The 16,503-nt window shown below is 68.4% G+C and carries 11 protein-coding genes; 6 read left to right on the top strand and 5 right to left on the bottom strand.

Going from position 1 to position 16,503, the window contains the following annotated elements; all coding sequences use genetic code 11:
- Positions 1–3: 3 nt before the first annotated feature.
- Entirely contained in the window at positions 4–690 is a 687-nt protein-coding gene (locus ACCD06_RS32425) for a response regulator (RefSeq protein ID WP_413346446.1), read from the bottom strand.
- 169 nt (positions 691–859) lie between these two features.
- Between ACCD06_RS32425 and ACCD06_RS32420 the strand changes: the two genes are divergently transcribed.
- Positions 860–2,401 carry an FAD-binding oxidoreductase gene (locus ACCD06_RS32420; RefSeq protein ID WP_413346444.1) on the top strand — a complete coding sequence of 514 codons (1,542 nt, stop codon included), beginning with the start codon at positions 860–862 and terminating at the stop codon, positions 2,399–2,401.
- 19 nt (positions 2,402–2,420) lie between these two features.
- On the opposite strand, the gene ACCD06_RS32415 is transcribed toward ACCD06_RS32420, so the two are convergent.
- Genes ACCD06_RS32415 through ACCD06_RS32405 form a run of 3 tightly spaced genes read right to left on the bottom strand, consistent with a single transcriptional unit; the run spans position 2,421 to position 5,937 of the window.
- A complete protein-coding gene (locus tag ACCD06_RS32415) occupies positions 2,421–2,585 on the bottom strand; it encodes a hypothetical protein (RefSeq protein WP_413346442.1) in 165 nt (54 codons plus the stop codon).
- Complete coding sequence (locus ACCD06_RS32410; RefSeq protein ID WP_413346440.1) at positions 2,582–3,715, bottom strand: PepSY-associated TM helix domain-containing protein; 1,134 nt, start codon at positions 3,713–3,715, stop codon at positions 2,582–2,584. The genes ACCD06_RS32415 and ACCD06_RS32410 overlap by 4 nt, the downstream gene beginning before the upstream one ends.
- 47 nt (positions 3,716–3,762) lie before the next feature.
- Complete coding sequence (locus ACCD06_RS32405) at positions 3,763–5,937, bottom strand: TonB-dependent siderophore receptor (protein ID WP_413346438.1); 2,175 nt, start codon at positions 5,935–5,937, stop codon at positions 3,763–3,765.
- A 251-nt stretch (positions 5,938–6,188) separates the two neighbouring features.
- Between ACCD06_RS32405 and ACCD06_RS32400 the strand changes: the two genes are divergently transcribed.
- Complete coding sequence (locus ACCD06_RS32400) at positions 6,189–6,677, top strand: hypothetical protein (RefSeq protein ID WP_413346435.1); 489 nt, start codon at positions 6,189–6,191, stop codon at positions 6,675–6,677.
- A 164-nt stretch (positions 6,678–6,841) separates the two neighbouring features.
- Here ACCD06_RS32400 and ACCD06_RS32395 read toward each other — a convergent pair whose 3' ends face one another.
- Positions 6,842–7,786, bottom strand: coding sequence for an IS110 family transposase (locus tag ACCD06_RS32395; protein ID WP_413339775.1), 945 nt, complete (start codon positions 7,784–7,786; stop codon positions 6,842–6,844).
- Here ACCD06_RS32395 and ACCD06_RS32390 point away from each other — a divergent pair.
- From ACCD06_RS32390 to ACCD06_RS32375, 4 genes are all read left to right on the top strand, one after another.
- On the top strand, positions 7,776–8,702 hold the full coding sequence (locus tag ACCD06_RS32390) for a nucleotidyl transferase AbiEii/AbiGii toxin family protein (RefSeq protein WP_413346433.1): 927 nt from the start codon (positions 7,776–7,778) through the stop codon (positions 8,700–8,702). The two genes, ACCD06_RS32395 and ACCD06_RS32390, sit on opposite strands and share 11 nt — an antisense overlap.
- Positions 8,703–8,822: 120 nt before the next feature.
- Positions 8,823–10,064: an efflux RND transporter periplasmic adaptor subunit gene (locus ACCD06_RS32385; RefSeq protein WP_413346431.1), complete on the top strand. Its 1,242-nt coding sequence runs from the start codon at positions 8,823–8,825 to the stop codon at positions 10,062–10,064.
- Positions 10,061–13,204 carry a multidrug efflux RND transporter permease subunit gene (locus ACCD06_RS32380; RefSeq protein WP_413346429.1) on the top strand — a complete coding sequence of 1,048 codons (3,144 nt, stop codon included), beginning with the start codon at positions 10,061–10,063 and terminating at the stop codon, positions 13,202–13,204. The genes ACCD06_RS32385 and ACCD06_RS32380 overlap by 4 nt, the downstream gene beginning before the upstream one ends.
- A 6-nt stretch (positions 13,205–13,210) precedes the next feature.
- Positions 13,211–16,336, top strand: coding sequence for an efflux RND transporter permease subunit (locus ACCD06_RS32375; RefSeq protein ID WP_413346427.1), 3,126 nt, complete (start codon positions 13,211–13,213; stop codon positions 16,334–16,336).
- Positions 16,337–16,503: the final 167 nt, after the last annotated feature.

The raw sequence follows: 16,503 nt of genomic DNA, 5'->3' as shown, positions 1-16,503 counted from the left end.
GCGTCAGTCCGACAGCTTGATGATTCTCCGCTCCACCGCAGTGTAGACCGCTTCGCTTCGGGAATTAACCTCAAGCTTGCGGTAGATGTTCTTGATGTGGCTGGGAACCGTCTGCCGGCTGATGCCCAGCCGGGCCGCGATGTCGTTGTAGGTGAAGCCCTTGGCGATGCCCCACAGGATGTCCATCTCGCGCGGGGTCAGGGCGGGCGGCGCCTCCTCCGCCAGGGCGGGCGGCGCGGACTGGGTCTGCCGGATGATGTGGCGGGCGATGGAGGCGGAAATCGGCGACCGGCCGTTGGTCAGGTCGTGGACCGCCGCGATCAGGTCGATCGGCCGCGCGTCCTTCAGGATGTAGCCGGAGGCGCCGGCCCGCACCGCCTGCATCACCGACGGCTCGTCGCCCAGCACGGAGATCACCATGATCTCCGTTTCCGGCATGCGTTGCCGCACCTCGCGGATCAGATCGCTGCCATGGCCGTCGGGCAGCTTCAGGTCGGTCACCAGCACGCGCGGACGGCTGCGCTCCAGCGCCGCGCGCGCCTCCGCCAGCGTTCCGACCGAAGCCTGCAGACGGATCCCCTCGCCCGCGGCCAGCGATGCGGCCAGGAAATCACGGGTCGGCGCGTCGTCCTCCACGAGGACCACGGAGATGACGCCGCCGGTTCCGGCGGCCGATCGTGCCTGATCCACTGTGACGACCCCATGCGGACTGTCGGATCGAATCTTCTATTCGGAATTCATCATAGCGGGCCGCGGCTGCAAATCGCCATACCATGAAAACGGGATGCCTTCCCCGGTATGCAGTCTGCCACCATGCACCGCACCGCCGCCACGACGACCGCATCGGGACCGCCCCAAAATGCCCACGCCGCCCACCCTCCTTGCCGCTTCGCCTGCCGCCAGCGAACCGCCCGCCGATGCGCTGGAGGACTGGCGCCGCATCGTCGGGCCGGAGCATGTCCGAACCGCGGAGGCCGAGCGCCTGGATTGGGGCCGGCGCACCTTCGCGCCGGATGTCCGGGTCTCGGCCGTCGTCAGTCCGGGCGATGCCGACCAGACCGCCGCCTGCCTCGCCGTCGCCACCCGGCACCGCCTGCCGGTCCATCCGGTCAGCCGCGGCGCCAACTGGGGGCTGGGGTCGCGGGCGCCGACGCGGGACGGGGCGGTGGTGCTCGATCTCCGGCGGCTCGACCGCATCTCCGGCTTCGATGGCGAGCGCGGGCTGGTGCGGGTCGAGGCTGGAGTGACCTTCCAGGCGCTGGCCGCCTTCCTGGCGGAGCGGACCGACCGCTTCTTCGTCCCGGTCATCGGCGGCCCGGCGGAGGCCAGCGCCCTCGCCAACGCGCTTGACCGCGGCGACGGCAGCATGGGCGAGCGCTGGACCTCGCTGTGCGAGCTGGACGTCGCCCTGCCGGACGGCCGGCGGCTGCGGACCGGCTGCGGGCCGCTGGGGGCCGACCGCACGGTCGGGCTCGACCCGGCGCCGGCCGGGCCGCTGATCGACGGGCTGTTCAGCCAGTCGAACCTGGGGGTGGTGACAAGCGCCGTCATCCGGCTGGAGGCGATGCCCAGCGACCTCGCCATCCTGTCGGTGGACATCGGCGGCCTCGACGCCCTGCCCGCCTTCCTGGAGCTGTGGCGCGACTGCCAACGCGAGCAATCCCTGCCCGACCGGTCGCTGACCCTGTGGAACGGCATCAAATGGCTGGCGCTGGACGATGTCCGCGCCTCCGTCCCGACCGACCGGCTCGCCCCGGCGGCCTTGAACGAGTGGCACGCCTCCGCCCTGGTCCGCGCGGAGGCGCCGGAGGTGCTGGAGGCCCGCGCCGACCGCCTGTCCCGCCGCTTCGCCGCGGTGTCCCAGGCGGTGGAACTGGACGTCGCCCGGCGGGACGGCGCCTGGATCGAGGGATACGAGGATTGGCTGGGCGTGCCGGACGGACGCAACCTGCGAACGGTCTATTGGCGCAAGGATCGGCACCCCGACCTCGCGACGGCCGATCCCGACCGCGACGGCTGCGGCCTGATCTGGCTCTGCCTCGCCTTCCCCTTCGAGTTCCAGGCGCTGGCCGATTACCTGGGCTGGGCGCGCGACCGGCTGGAAACGGCCGGCATCGACCTCAATGTCGGGATCGAGTCCAACGGCTTCCGCTGTCTGCTGACCTATTTCACCCTGGGGTTCGACCGGATGATGCCGGGGGCTGACGAGGCCGCCCTCGCCGCGTACCGGGATCTGATCGAAACGGCGCTGGAACGGGGCTTCGCGCCCTACCGGCTGGCGAACGGCCTGCCGGTGCCCGAGGCTCTGCGCCGATCACCCGCCGCCGCCTTGCTGACGGAGCTGCGTGCGGTGGGCGACCCGGCCGGCGTTCTGTCGCCGGGCCGCAACGGCATCGGCTAGCAGGCGGAGAGCCGGCCGGTCAGGAGGGCCACTGCCGGCACAGCTTGGCCGCGCAGACGGCCAGCGGCACCGACAGGGTCGCCCAGCACAGCCAGTCCCACACCCCGTCGCCCAGGATGGCGGCGGCCAGCCCGATGACGGAGAGCACGGCCAGCGCGGCCGGAATGCGCCAGACGCCGGTCATGCCTTGCTCCCCAGCTTGGCGCCGGGTGCAGCCGGCACCGCCCGCGCCCGCGGCCGTTTCAGCCAGACGACGAAGCCGGTCACCGTCACCACGCCGGTGACGATGGTGAACAGCGCCCAGACGATCTGCAGCGGCAGCCCGCCGTAATCGCCGAAATGGAACGGCCCCGACAGCATCAGCACCGTCATGTACCAGGGCGTGCCGGCCGTTTCCGCCACCACGCCGGTCTCGGCATCGACCAGCGCGACACTGAGCAGCCGCTGCGTCAGTTCGGTGTGGCCGCGCACCAGCACGCTGAAATGGCGGCTGCCGGCATATTCGTTGCCGGGATAGGCGATGAAGGCCAGATCCTTGCCGGGAAAGGCCGCCAGCCCGGCTTCGGCCACCCGGTCGATCGACACCATGCTTCCGGTCATCGGCTCCGGATGGCGGGCGGTCATCGCCGCCAGCTCGGTCTTCTGCCAATAGCCGGTGATCAGCGGCGAAAAGGACAGGATGGCGCCGGTCAGCCCGACGACGAAGGCCCAGACCAACGTCGCCACGCCGAACAGATTGTGCAGGTCGATGTTGCCGATGCGCGTCCCTCGCCCGAAGCGCAGGATGCCGAAGGCCAGCTTCTTCATGAAGGGGCCGTAGACGACCAGCCCGCTGACCGTGCTGACCACGAACAGCAGCCCCATCACCCCGACGAACATCTGCCCGGCGAAGCCGGTGAACAGGTCGACATGCAGCTTCAGCAGGAAGCCGACCAGCGTCTCCGTCGGCTGCTTCAGCATCTGGTTGGCACCGGTGAAGCCGTTCAGCACCACCCAGCGCCCCAGCTCGAACCCGCTTTCCTCCGGCGGTCCCAGATAGATGTAGTTGACCGCCTTGTCCTCCGGATCGAAGGACAGCAGCTTGGGCTGCAGCGCCGGATCGGCCTTCTGCGCGATGTCCACCAGCGACTGGAGCGGCAGGCGGGCCTGCCCCTCCGCGTAGCTGCTGTCCAGCTCCTCCCCCATCAGATGCTGGATCTCGTGGTGGAACACCAGGATCAGCCCGGTCACGCAGAGGATCAGCAGGTTCGCCGAACAGATCAGGCTGGTCCAGCGGTGGACGAGGCGCCAGCCCCGCAGGCTCGCAGGCGTCATGACGGCTTCCTTTGCCAATGGGGAAGGGGAAGGATCGGCACGGACACTTACCAGCGGTAGCGCAGGCCGGCGGTCACCGTCCGCTGATAGCCGTAGGCGCACCACTCGCCGTAATAGCAGGAGGCGACATATTCTTTGTTGAACAGGTTCTTGCCGTTGACGGTGACTTCCGCCCCCTGCAGCTTCGGCGACAGGGCGCCCAGGTCGTAGGACACGGTGGCGTCGACCAGGGTGAAGGACGGCACCTTGAAAGTATTCGCCGTGTTCATGGTGCTGCCGGTGAAGCGCACGCCGGCGCCGACGCCGAGCCCGGTCAGCGGGGTGCCTTCCGGCATGTGGTACATCGCCCAGGCCGACGCCTGATGGCGCGGCACCGCCGCCAGACGCTTGCCCTCCAGCCCGTCATTGTCCTTGGTGTATTTGGTGTCGAGGTAGGTGTAGGTGCCGATCAGCTCCAGGTCCCTGGTCACGCCGACCTTGGCCTCCAGCTCGATGCCGCGCGACCGCGCCTCGCCGCTCTGGACGGAGAAGCCGGGGTGGGCGGGATCGCTGGTCGTCAGGTTGCTGCGGGTCAGGTCGAACACGGCCGCGGTGAACAGGCTGTTCAGGCCGGGCGGCTGGTACTTCACGCCGACCTCGTACTGGGTCCCCTCTTCCGGCTTGAAGGGCGTGCCGGCGAAATCGACGCCGCTGCTGGGCGTGAAGGACTCGGCATAGCTGATGTAGGGCGCGATGCCGTTCTCGAAGACATAGGTCAGGCCGGCGCGGCCGGTCCAGGCCTGATCGGACTGGGTGCTGCTGCCGAAGGCCGTGTTGGAGGTTGTCTTCGCCCAGTCGCGGCGCCCGGCCACCGTCAGGATGAAGCCGCCGAGTCGCATCTGGTCCTGCAGATAGATGCCGGTCTGGCGCCCGTCGATGTCGGTGCGGTTGACCGCCGGTGGGGTGACGGCGACGCCATAGACCGGGTTGAACACGTCGATCGACGGCGCCAGCCCGAAGCCGGCGGTGTAATGGCCGTCGAGCCGCTGGTAATCGACGCCGGCCAGCAGTGTGTGGCCGACCGGACCGGTGGAGAAGCGCCCTTCGATCTGGTTGTCGAAGGTGTAGCTGTTCATCTCCTCCCGCGAGGTGGCGATGCCGCGATAGAGGGTGCGGTAGTCGGGCGCGAGGCCGTTGGCGTACAGGCTGTCGTAGGCGACCTTGGCGTTCAGCCAGCGCCCGTTCAGCCGCACGGTCCAGATGTCGCTCAGCTTCTTGTCGAAGGCATAGCCGACCGAGGCCTGACGGCGGTCGAACTTCTCGAAATTCGGATCGCCGTCATAGAAATCGACCGGGATCCTGCCCAGCGGGTTCGACAGCACCGTGCCCTGCGGCGGGATGCCGCCATAGGAATTGCCCTTCGGATCGTGCTGGTAGAAGCCCAGCAGGGTCAGGCTGGTCTCGGCATCCGGCTTCCAGGTGAAGGACGGGGCGACGGCGATGCGCTCGTTCTCCGTCATCCGGATCTGGCCGTCCTCGCTGAGGCCGACGGCGGTCAGGCGGTAGAGGAACTTGCCGTCCTTGTCGATCGGGCCGGAGAAGTCGGCGGTGCCGCGCCAGTGGTTGTCGGTGCCGTATTCGATCCCGACCTCGTTCAGCGCGGTGGCGGTCGGGCGCTTGGAAACCTGATTGATCAGGCCGCCGGCCGGCGACTGCCCGTACAGCACGGAGGTCGGGCCCTTCAGCACCTCCGCCCGTTCCAGCAGATAGGGGTCGATCTGCGACGCCGCGTAGTAGAGCGACTGCAGCTTCAGCCCGTTCAGATAGGTGTCGGCGTCGAAGCCGCGGACCTTCAGCTGGTCATAGCGGGTCGCCACCGCGCCGCGCGTCTCCGCCGTCACGCCGGCGGTGTAGCGCACCACCTGATTCAGCGTCTGGGCGTTCTGGTCGCGGATCTGGTCGGCCGGAATGACCGAGATCGACTGCGGCGTCTCGATCAGCGGCGTGTCGGTCTTGGTGCCGGTCGCCTGCTGGTTGGCGACATAGCCGGTCACCGGCGACAGCGCCGTTTCCCCCTGCCCGGTCACCGTCACCGCCGGCATCTGCAGCGCGGCGCCATTGTCGGCGCTCTGTCCGCCCGCGCTTTGCGCCCCCGCCACCGCCGGCACCATCAGACCGCCCAGCACCATGGCGCCGAACGCCGCCCCACGCGACACCCGGCCGCCCTCAACCCGTTTCTTCACTTGCTTGCCCCCAGCACGAATAAGAATCATTCGCAGTTGAGAGCCCTCATAATGCAACTCATTCTCAAATTCAACGCCTATTCGCGTATGTGGCGCGACAATCGCATCCTGCTGGCGGTCCCATCACCGCTGAGCCGCCACCGGCGCCATGACAGCGCGCACCGACCGCCCGCGAGCGACCGGCTCATTGACTCTCTACGTTCAACCAATCATATTGATTCTAGTTGGATATTTTCCCTGGATGTCAAATCGTGACGGCGCCGATGAACGGAACCTTGCCGATGCGGATCCTCCACGACCTGCGCCGCAGCGGCGTGGTGACCGTCGCGTCGGGTACGCTGGTCGGGCGTTTTGGGTCCGCATCGACGGTAAGCCGTGCGCTGAGGAAACTCGTCGCCGCGGAGAAGCTCGAACCCATCCAGCGTGGCCTCTACCGCGTCCTGCCGGAAGGGGAGCCGCGTCTTGCCTTCAACCGGGCCTGGAGCAATCCCGGCGGCAGGTTCGACCCCGACCACCTGATCGCCATGACGCTGTCCCGGCCGACCTTCAGGGACGTCGCCCGGCTTTGCAAAGCTTATGGCGTCGGCCGGGTGCGCCGTGTCCTGAACGACCTCGAAGCGGAGAATGACGTCCCGCCCGTGCTGGCTTCGGAATGGCGGCATCGCCTGGACAACGTCGAAAAGGGGTTCCGGGATGCTGCGCGTCGACTGTCTGCCGGGCGAAACCAAGCGGCTGCTTGAGCAACCGTCTTAATGACGAAACGTGCTTGAACCGGATGTGCTCCGCGTCAAGGCTCGCGCGGACGCGCGCCCGCCCTTCGGGCGGCTGCGGCCTTGACCCGTCCGCGCACCCGGTTCATTGGGTTTGGCATGGGGTCGGCGGCGAGCGCCGACCGCCGGCATCGTCAGGCGGTTTTGATCTCCCAGGTCCGTCCCTTTGCGAGCATAGCGTTGAGGCGGACGATCAGCTTGTGCATGCAGGCGACGAGAGCCAACTTCGGCGGCTTTCCGCGCTTGGTCAGTTGGGCATAGTGGTCGGCGATCACGCCGGTGGTATGGAGGGCTGCGACGGCGGCGGCCATGTAGAGGATTCGCCGAACATCGGGGCGGCCGCCACCGATACGACGGCGGCCATGCGCTTGCCCGCTGTCATGATCGAAGGGCGCAACGCCGACCAGGGCGGCGACCTTCCGACCGGTCGTGTGGCCCAGTTCCGGGAGCAAAGCGGCGAGGCCGATCGCCACCACCGGTCCGACCCCGGGAGCAGTCTGGAGCGCAGCCACGGTTTCAGCCATCACCGGCACGGTGGCGAGCGTGCGCTCGATCGCGGCTTCCAGCGTGGTCAGCGCCTCGGTCAAAGCGTCAATGGCCTCTTCCAGCGCCGCTTTGGCTGCTGCCGGAGCGGAGATCAAGGCGCGGCGCAGATCGCCTCGCTTGTCGACGAGCAGACGACGCGCCTTTACCAAGCCGGCCAATTCCTCGCGGGTCGGATCCACCGGCGTGGCGGTCGACGCAGCCCCGGAGGCGGTGAAGGCCGCGATCAGGGCGGCGTCGATGGTATCGTTCTTGGCCCGCCGCCCCATGGCTTTTGCATAAAAACGCACGCGTGCCGGATCAAACACCCGCACCGACAAGCTCGCCGCGCGCAACGCATCACGGACCGGCCGCTCGTAGCCGCCGCTGGCCTCGATGCCGACATCCGTGATCCCTCGATGAGCCAACCACGCCGCCAGTTCCTGATGCCCAGAAGGCGTGTTGGCGACTTGGATCGTGTCACCGGTGGCGGAAACCGCCACATCCAAAAAGCGCTTGCCGCAGTCAATACCAGCGGCCATCTCGATGGTGGACATCCTTGCTGTTCCTTCCTTGTGGTGCGGGCTCGAGCCCAAGCAACCGTTCGGACTTCAAGGAAGGGCTGACCGCCTCCGAGCTCAGTCACGGCCTGTCCGCCAAGGTGATTGCGGGGTCGGTCAGCCCAGACGGCCCGCCAATGGCGGGCCGTCTGGGCATCAATTTAGGACTTTCCCACGACACAAGGCGATTTCGGCCATTCCGGAAATCGGTCGATTCACGCTGATCGGGGGCACGGCCCTGGCGCTGACATGGGGGCACCGCCGGAGCGAGGATCTCGATTTCGCCTTCCCCGGAAACAAACTGCCGCGCGACAGCTGCCGAATCATTCTTGACCGCCTCGATGCCCAGGGCTGGCGGATCTCGGACATCTCCAGCGAGATGGCGCGCATGTATGCCGAGAACGACGGCGACGACCTTGCCGACACCCAGCAGGACTGGCTTTGCCGGACTGGCAGAGCGGAGACCGGCGTCAAGCTGACCTTCTTTGCCGACTATTCACCGAAGCGGCACGAACCCTACGCACTGGAGCCGTCGCGCCTGCGTTGCGTCAAGGTGATGCCGCCGGACGGGATTTTCGTTCTTAAGTCCCAGCTCGTCCTGCGTCGGACGACATCGCGCGACCTGTTCGATCTTTGGTCGTTCCTCGAACACGGCAAGACCATTGGCGAGATCCTCGCCGCCGCGACGCAGGAGAACCCATACCTCTCCTACGAGAAACTCCGGACCCATCTGCTGCCGGCGCGCCTGCCCCGTACCGACCCGGGCCTGACGGCTCTGGTCGATGATGGCCCCACGGACCTCGACTCCCTCAAGACCGCGATCTCCAGGCATCTGGATCGCTACGAGGAAGCTCTTGCGGCGGAGATCCTGGCAAACGACCGCGATGACCCGATGAGCGACGCCACTCCGTAAAAAATCTTCGCCGCCCTCCGACGAATCCCTCCCGCCGCTGCGTATCAGGGAGGAACAGCAAGACCGGGGCGGCCGAAAACGCCGTCCGGTCAAGCGCCGGGGCAAGCGTCGGAACAGGTCATGACGATTCGTTGGAAGCCGGTGGTCACCGGTGTGATTCTCGCCGGTCTGGTCGGTGGCGTCGGCTACGCGGTTCAGCAAAAGCTGGCCCCCCAGGCAGCGACACAGCCGGGCCGCCCCCCGGCCGGCGCACGCAGCAACGTGGTGGCGGTGCAGGCCGGTACCGTGGCGCGGGAGGATGTGCCGATCTGGTTCGACGGCATCGGCACGGTCCAGGCCTTCAACAGCGTCACCGTGCGCGCCCGCGTCGATGGCGAGCTTCAGCGCGTCTCCCTGCAGGAAGGGCAGTTGGTCAAGGCCGGCGACCTGCTGGCGACCATCGATTCCCGCCCGCTCCAGGCCCAGCTCGCCCAGGCCGAGGCGAAGAAGGCGCAGGACGAGGCGCAGCTCGCCAACGCGCGGCGCGACCTCGAGCGCAACATGAACCTGAAGGAATTCGCCTCCCGCCAGACCGTCGACACCCAGCGCGCCCTGGTCGCCCAGTACGAGGCGCAGATCCGCGCCGACGAGGCGGCGGTCGAGGCGGTGCGGGTCCAGTTGAACTACACCACCATCACCGCCCCGATCAGCGGCCGCATCGGCCTGCGCAATGTCGACCAGGGCAACGTGGTGCGGGCCAGCGACCAGAGCGGCATCGCCACCATCACGCAAATCCAGCCCATCGCCGTCCTCTTCACCCTGCCGGAAAAGCAGTTGCAGGCCGTGCTCGCCGCCCAGGCGCAAGGGGCGGTGACGGTCGAGGCGCAGGACCGGGAAGGCCGCCGCGTTCTCGACACCGGCGCACTGGCGGTGGTGGACAACCTGATCGACAGCGGCACCGGCACCATCCGCCTGAAGGCGCAGATGCCGAATGATCCGCAAAAGCTGTGGCCCGGCCAGTTCGTCAATGTCCGCCTGCTCTCCACCGTCCGCCGCGGCGCCACCACCGTGCCGGCGACCGTGGTGCAGCGCGGCCCCCAGGGCACCTACGCCTATGTCATCAAGGACGACCAGACGGTGGAACAGCGCCCGATCAAGGTCGCCCGCCAGGAGGAAAACAAGGCCATCATCGACGAAGGCCTGACCCCCGGCGAGCGTGTGGTGGTCGACGGCCAGTACCGTCTGCAGCCCGGCTCCAAGATCCGCATCGTTGAACCCATCGCTTCGTCGGCACCACAGGCACCGGCGTCGGCGACCACCCCGGCGCCGCAGGAGGAATGGCGGCGCGACCGCCAGCAGCGTGAGGGACGGCAGCCCTCATGAACATCTCCGCCCCCTTCATCCTGCGGCCGGTCGCCACCGGGCTGCTGATGCTGGCGGTGGTGCTGCTGGGCCTGCTGGGCTACAGCGCGCTGCCGATCTCCTCGCTGCCGACGGTCGATTTCCCGACGGTGCGCGTCACCACCCAGCTGCCGGGCGCAGCACCCGAGGTGATGGCGTCGTCCGTCACCGCCCCGCTGGAACGCCAGCTCGGCCAGATCGCCGGCATTTCCTCCATGGTGTCGACCAGTTCCTTCGGGCTGTCGGTCATCACCCTGCAATTCGACCTGACCCGCGACATCGACGCCGCCTCGCAGGACGTGCAGTCGGCGATCAGCGCCGCGTCGGGCACGCTGCCCAAGGGCCTGCCCAACCCGCCAGTCTACGACAAGGTCAATCCCGCCGACACGCCGGTCATGGTGCTGGCGCTGAGTTCGGACAGCCTCCGCCTGGAGACCGTCAGCGACGCCGCCGACACGCTGCTGGCGCAGAAGCTGTCCCAGGTCGACGGCGTCGGCTATGTCGGGATTGAGGGCGGCCTGCGTCCTGCCGTGCGCGTTCAGGTCAACCCGGCCGCCGTCGCCGGTCTCGGCCTGACTTTGGAGGATGTGCGGACCACCATCACCCAGGCCAACGTCAACGCGCCGAAGGGCAGCTTCGACGGCCCGCGCCAGTCCTGGTCGATCGGCGTCAACGACCAGATCGAGAATGCCGCCGCCTACCGCCCGATCATCGTCGCCTATAAGAACGGCGGCCCGGTGCGGTTGACCGACATCGGCACCGTGGTCGATTCGGTGGAGAACACCCGCCTCGCCGCCTGGCATGACGGCAAGCCGGCGGTCCTGCTGAACGTGCTGCGCCAGCCCGGCGCCAACATCATCGACACGGTGGACCGCATCCGCAAGCTGCTGCCGGCGCTCCAGTCCAGCCTGCCGCCGCAGATCCACATGGCGGTGCTGACCGACCGGACGGAGACCATCCGCGCCTCGGTGGTGGACGTGCAGAAGACGCTGGTGCTGACCGCCGGGCTGGTGGTGCTGGTGATCTTCCTGTTCCTGCGCAAGGCGTGGGCGACGGTGATCCCGGCCGCGGCCCTGCCGCTGTCGCTGATCGGCACCTTCGGCATCATGGCGCTGTGCGGCTTCAGCCTCGACAACCTGTCGCTGATGGCGCTGACCATCGCGTCCGGCTTCGTCGTCGACGACGCCATCGTGATGATCGAGAACATCGTCCGTTACATCGAGCAGGGCGAGAAGCCGATGCAGGCCGCCCTTAAGGGCGCCCGCCAGATCGGCTTCACTGTCGTGTCGCTGACCCTGTCGCTGATCGCCGTGTTCATCCCGCTCCTGTTCATGGGCGGGGTGGTCGGCCGGCTGTTCCGCGAGTTCGCCATCACGCTGTCGATCGCCGTGCTGGTGTCGGCGGTGATCTCGCTGACGCTGACGCCGATGATGTGCGCCCGCCTGCTGAAACCGGAGACCGAGAGCAAGCCCAATGGCCTGTTCCGCTGGACCGAGCGTGGCTTCGACGCGCTGCTGAACGGCTATGCCGCCTCGCTCCGCTTCGTGCTGCGCCACCAGCCGGCGACGCTGCTGGTCACCATCGCGACGCTGGCCGCCACCCTCTACCTCTACGACGTGGTGCCCAAGGGCTTCCTGCCGCAGCAGGACACCGGCGTCATCATCGGCGTGACCGACGCCGCCCCGTCCATCTCGGTCAAGGCGATGGCGGAGCGCCAGCGCGAGGTCGCCGACATCGTGCGGCGCGATCCCGACGTGGCCGGGGTGGCGAGCTTCGTCGGCACCGGCACGGTCAACGCCACCACCAACACCGGCAACCTGACCATCGCGCTGAAGCCGCGCGACCAGCGCAGTTCCTCGGCGGAGGAGATCATCGCCCGCCTGCGCGCCGCCACCGGCGACCTCAAGGGCGTGTCGCTGTTCATGCAGGCGGTGCAGGACGTGCAGATCGACAGCCGCGTCAGCCGCACCCAGTACCAGTATGTGTTGCAGGACGCCGACCCGCGCGAGCTGGAAAACTGGACCCCGCGCCTTCTGGAAGCATTGCGCGCCCGTCCGGAGCTGACCGACGTGGCGACCGACCAGCAGCCGGACGGCCTGCAGGTCTATCTCACCATCGACCGCGACGCCGCCAGCCGCCTGCACGTCCTGCCCCAGGCCATCGACGACACGCTCTACGACGCCTTCGGCCAGCGTCAGGTCTCCACCATCTACACCCAGACCAACCAGTACCGCGTGATCCTGGAGGTCGAGCCGTCCTTCCAGATGGACCCGGCGTCCTTGTCCAAGATCTATGTGAAGGCCAGCGGCGGCACCGTCGTTCCGCTGAATGCCGTGGTGTCGGTGGAGCGCAAGACCGCTCCCCTGGTCATCACCCACCAGGGCCAGTTCCCCTCCGTCACCCTGTCCTTCAACGTGGCGCACGGCGTCTCGCTGGGCGCGGCGGTGGCGGCGATCCAGCAGGCGCGCGACAGCATCGGCATGCCCGACACCGCGACCGCCCGCTTCGCCGGCACCGCCGCCGAATTCCGTTCCTCGCTCGACACCCAGCCCTGGCTGATCCTGGCGGCGGTGGTCGCGGTCTACATCGTGCTGGGCGTGCTGTACGAGAGCACGATCCACCCCATCACCATCCTGTCGACCCTGCCGTCGGCCGGCATCGGCGCGCTGCTGGCCCTGATGGCGACCGGCCATGACCTGTCGCTGATCGCGCTGGTCGGCATCGTGCTGCTGATCGGCATCGTCAAGAAGAACGCGATCATGATGATCGACTTCGCGCTGGAGGCCGAACGTCACCAGGGCATGGCGCCGGAACGCTCGATCTACGAGGCGTCGCTCCTGCGCTTCCGCCCGATCATGATGACGACCATGGCGGCGCTGCTCGGCGCCCTGCCCCTGGCGCTGGAGAACGGCACCGGGTCGGAACTGCGCAAGCCGATGGGCATCGCCATCGTCGGCGGCCTGCTGCTCAGTCAGGTGTTGACGCTCTACACCACGCCGGTGGTCTATCTCTACATGGACCGGCTGGGCAACCGGCTGGGCCGCTGGCTGCGGCCATGGCGGCGCAAGCCGGCGGCCGAGCCCGGCAACGATCAGGCTCCCGGCCGGGCGGCGGCGGAGTAGCCGACCATGGCCTCCCTCAACATCAACCCGCTGGCGTCCGCCGCCTCGCTTTCCGCCCTGTTCATCCGGCGGCCGGTCGGCACGTCGCTGCTGATGGTCGGGCTGATGATCCTCGGCATGGTGGCCTACCGCTTCCTGCCGGTGGCGCCGCTGCCGCAGGTGGAATTCCCCACCATCATCGTCACCGCCGCCCTGCCCGGCGCCAGCCCGGAGACCATGGCCGCCTCCGTCGCCACGCCGCTGGAACGCCGGCTCGCCCGCATCGCCGGGGTGTCGGAGATGACCTCCAACAGCAAGCTCGGCAGCACCACCGTCGTCGTGCAGTTCGACCTGAACCGCGACGTGGAATCGGCCTCGCGCGACGTGCAGGCCGCCATCAACGCCGCCGGCGGCGACCTGCCGGCCGACCTGCCCAGCCCGCCCAAGATGCGGCGCATCAACCCGGCCGACGCGCCGGTGATGACGCTGGCCATGACCTCCACCACGCTGGCCCCGGCGGAGCTCTACAATCTCGCCGACAGCATCATCGGCCAGCGCCTGAGCCAGATCGAGGGGGTGGCCCAGGTCTCCATCAACGGGGCGGAGAAGACGGCGGTGCGCGTGCGCGTCAACGCCGCCGCAGCCGCCAACATGGGCGTCAGCCTGGAATCGATCCGCAGCGTCATCTCCCAGGCCAACGCCAACGGCCCGAAGGGCAGTTTCGACGGCACCCACGAGTCCTGGTCCATCGGCGCCAGCGACCAGCTGTTCGGCGCCGACGCCTACCGCCGCTTGATCGTGACCGAGAAGAGCGGCGCCACCATCCGTCTCGGCGACGTCGCCGAGGTGATCGAGGCGCCGGAGAACAGCCGCACCGCAGCGTGGCAGGACGGCCAGCGCGCCGTCCTGATCAACATCCAGAAGCAGCCGGGCTCCAACGTGGTGGAGACGGTGGACCGCATCCGGGCGGAGCTGCCGACCCTGCGCGGCTGGATGCCGCCGGGGGTCAGCCTGTCGGTGCGCACCGACCGCACACCGACCATCCGCGCCTCCATCGACGACGTGCAGAAGACGCTGGCGGTCACGGTGGCGCTGGTGGTGATGGTGATGGCACTGTTCCTGCGCCGGCTGTGGGCGACGGTGATCCCGGCGGCCTCGGTGCCGCTGTCGCTGGCCGGCACCTTCGGCGTGATGTGGATCGTCGGCTACAGCCTGGACAATTTCTCGCTGATGGCGCTGACCATCTCGGTCGGCTTCGTGGTGGACGACGCCATCGTCGTCATCGAGAACATCGTCCGCCATATCGAAAAGGGCGCCAAGCCGTTCGAGGCGGCGGTGAAGGGCGCCCGGCAGGTCGCCTTCACCGTGATCTCCATCAGCCTGTCGCTGGTCGCCGTCTTCATCCCCATCCTGTTCATGGGCGGCATCCAGGGCCGGCTGTTCCGCGAGTTCGCCGTGGTGCTGTCGGTCGCCATCGCGGTGTCGGCGGTGGTGTCGCTGACCCTGACCCCGATGATGTGCGCCCATCTGCTGACCCCGGAGGCGGAACGCGCACCCCCCGGACGCCTCGCCCGCGCCCTCGGCTGGATCGGCGACCGCCTGTTCGGCCTCTATGCCGGCGGCCTCGACTGGGTGCTGGCCCACCGCCGCACCATGCTGCTGGCGACGGTCGCCATCATCGGCGTCAGCGTCTGGCTCTACGGGCAGGTGCCGAAGGGCTTCGTGCCGCAGCAGGACACCGGGCTGCTGATCGGCTTCAGCGACCCGCCGCCCGACATCTCCTTCCGCGCCATGGTGACGCGCCAGCGCGCGTTGCAGGAGGCCGTTTCCGGCGACCCGGCAGTTGCCAGCGTCGGCGGCACCATCGGCGGCGGCGGTCCCGGCGGCACCTATTCCGGCCAGATCTACATCGCCCTGAAACCGAAGGCGGAGCGCGACGACCTGCCCACCGTCACCCAGCGGCTGCGCCAGCGCGCCGGCCGGGTGCCGGGGGTGCAGCTCTACCTGATGCCGGTGCAGGACATCCGCGTCGGCGGCTTCCAGGGCCGCAGCCAGTACCGCTACAGCCTGCAGGACGCCGACATCGGCGCGCTCAACGAATGGGCGCCCAAGCTGGTGGAGAAGATGCGCACCCTGCCGGAGCTGGTCGACGTCGCCAACGACCGCCAGAACGGCGGCATCCAGGCCAACGTCATCGTCGACCGCGACGCCGCCACCCGCCTCGGCGTGTCGCTCAGCAGCCTGGAGGCGACGCTCTACGACGCCTTCGGCCAGCGGCAGGTCTCGACCATGTATCTGGCGCAGAACCAGCACAAGGTGGTGCTGGAGGTCGATCCCGCCGAAGCGCTCGGCCCCGACGACCTGAAGCGCATCTTTGTGACGGGCCGCAGCGGCATGGTGCCCCTGTCGGCGGTGTCGCGCGTCGTCATCGGCAACCAGGCCGCCAGCATCCAGCACCAGAGCGGATTCCCGGTCGCCAACCTGACCTTCGACCTCGCCCCCGGCGTCTCGCTGTCCCAGGCGACCGAGCTGATCCAGCGCGCGGCGGAGGACATCGGCATGCCCGCCAGCATCCGCGCCGGCTTCCAGGGCGACGCGCGCGCCTTCCAGCAATCCTCCTCCAGCCAGCCGCTGCTGATCCTGGCGGCGCTGATCACCATCTACATCGTGCTGGGGGTGCTCTACGAAAGCCTGATCCACCCGCTGACCATCCTGTCGACCCTGCCGTCGGCCGGGCTGGGGGCGCTGATCGCGCTGATCCTGACCGGCTACGACCTGTCGATCGTGGCCTTGATCGGCATCATCCTGCTGATCGGCATCGTCAAGAAGAACGCCATCATGATGATCGACTTCGCCCTGGAGGCGGAGCGGGAACGCGGCCTGTCGCCCTTGGAGGCGATCCGCGAGGCCGGGCTGGTCCGCTTCCGCCCGATCATGATGACGACGATGGCGGCGCTGCTCGGCGCGGTTCCGCTCGCCTTCGACTTCGGCACCGGCGGCGAGATCCGCCGCCCGCTCGGCATCGCCATCATCGGCGGCCTGCTGGTCAGCCAGATGCTGACGCTCTACACCACGCCGGTGGTCTATCTGACCCTGGAGCGTCTGGCCCTGCGGCGCAGCAGCCGGCACGCCATCGCCGCTCCGGCGGAATAGGAGGGCGGCGGATGGGTGCGATGCTCTCAACTTTCAGAATCTTTATCACCCCCGCGAGATCCCCTCTCCCCCCCGGGGAGAGGGTTAGGGTGAGGGGGTCGCGCGGCGGCCCGTTTCCAAAGGTCCCGCAATGCATCCCCCTCACCCCGACCCTCTCCCCGGGGGGG

Source organism: Azospirillum sp. CT11-132 (assembly GCF_047302835.1).
GTDB lineage: Bacteria > Pseudomonadota > Alphaproteobacteria > Azospirillales > Azospirillaceae > Azospirillum.
This window is presented reverse-complemented; position numbering and strand designations above follow the sequence as displayed.